Source organism: Peptostreptococcus canis, assembly GCF_014229965.1.
GTDB lineage: Bacteria > Bacillota > Clostridia > Peptostreptococcales > Peptostreptococcaceae > Peptostreptococcus > Peptostreptococcus canis.
Genome location: NZ_JABGBW010000022.1, coordinates 1 through 1,673, shown reverse-complemented (window position 1 = coordinate 1,673; position 1,673 = coordinate 1). Strand labels below are relative to the sequence as shown.

Annotated in this window: 1 protein-coding gene; it reads right to left on the bottom strand. The window is 34.3% G+C overall.

The window, feature by feature from the left end:
* Window positions 1–182 precede the first annotated feature (182 nt).
* Complete coding sequence (locus tag HLB29_RS09430) at window positions 183–1,586, bottom strand: ISNCY family transposase (protein WP_243155125.1); 1,404 nt, start codon at window positions 1,584–1,586, stop codon at window positions 183–185.
* Window positions 1,587–1,673: the final 87 nt, after the last annotated feature.

The following is a 1,673-nucleotide window of genomic DNA, read 5'->3' as shown; positions in this document are numbered from 1 at the left end:
TGTCAACCGTAAATGAAAATGTCCCAAAAATTTTTAAACATTAGCACTGGTTTTCCAGTGCTTTTTTGCTATTTGGATATGCCGTGCACCCCAACAAGATGATTTCTGCACTCGTAATGGATATATTTCAAATCTTTCTGTGAGTATATGAAGCATAGATAGGGTACAGAAATCTTCTTAAATTAAGAGGCGAAATCATCCTCATGACCATAGAACGTATGCACGTACTTCATAAAATTATCTTTCCGCCAAGGATGATTCATTGGAGGAATGTATCTCTTCCTTGGTTTCTTTGATTGCCTGTACTTTTCATCAGTATCAAAGTATCTGGAAACATCTTCATGCTTTTTAACTTCTTCCAGTACATAAATTCTATCATTCACATTGCAATAAAGTTCTCCATTAAAAGTGTCAGCTACAATTACTGTGGTTCCTTTATGATAAAATTCCATATAACCGTTTTCATCCAGCAACTTGTAATATTTGTTTTTGTATTTAATGCAGTGCCCTGAATCAATCTTTCTTTCTGAGATTATTGAAAGTAATAGGTTGATTTTTTCATCTTCCGGTTGATTTTCAAACACAGATTTGTTAGAATCAATCTGTAGAGCAAACTTAGAATTGAATTCTTTTAGGTAGTGTTTTAAGAACTCATTTGCTTGCTCCACGGTTTGGACGCCTGCCAGTCGCAATTCGATTGGCAGGCGTGATTGAAGTGTACCAAAAAGTCTTTCAATCCTACCTTTGGCTTGGGCTACGCTTGTAACCTTAAGTTCAACACCAAGCTGTTTGCACGCATATCCGAATTGTGTTAGCGTGTTTTTTGTTATGTCTTTTGAATTAATTTTCTTGTAGTCAAATACGGTTCTTCTATCTGTGTAAAACATATATGGTATCCCGTATGTCTGAAGAATTTGATTAAATACATTGTAGTATCCTCTAAGTGTTTCCTGTTCATCGAAATATGCACCAACAATGATTCCGGTGGCATCGTCTATTGCTGCATGTAAAGTTACTTTATTTTCATCAAACCACAAGTGCTTTGAAGCATCCATCTGAATTATTTCACCAAAGTAGGCACAACGTTCCCTTCTTGGATGAGGCTGATCAACAAATAGAATTTTTTCTTGAAGTTCTTTTACTTTCTTTTTAGATTTTGTTTTGTTTTTTTCTGCTTCCAGTCTTTTTTTTAAGGCATTTTTAGTAGACTTATGAGCCTTTGGAGATAAAATATTTTCAGAGAGCAAAATAGAGCGTACAGAGCCTTCTGAAATATGTATTCCTTCAATACGTTCAAGAAGTTCAGTAAAGTGCCTTAGATTAGAATCAGAATACTTGTTTTTATATAAAGCAATAATTTCACTTCTAGTTTCAGGTGCTATTGTTGAAATGGGTTTACGATAATGATTCCCGTGAGAAAATCCTGCTTTCCCTTGTTCTTTGTATCGTTTTATCAAACGATTTATGCTGCGGACAGTACATCCCAGCTTAACTGCTGCTCTTTGTTTATTGCCTTTTGAATCAACCAGATTTTTAATGATTTCGTATTTCTTTTGTTCGTTCATTGTCAGTTCAACCTTTCTCATAAACTACCTCCCATGAGATAGTTTATATCATAATCATATTTAAGACAATTTCATTTGCGATTACTTAGGACAATATCATATATGATT

What these genes read in the sequence shown, in the direction of transcription:
- HLB29_RS09430 (WP_243155125.1), bottom strand. Translation starts at nt 1,586, where the DNA reads ATGAGAAAGGTTGAACTGACAATGAACGAACAAAAGAAATACGAAATC.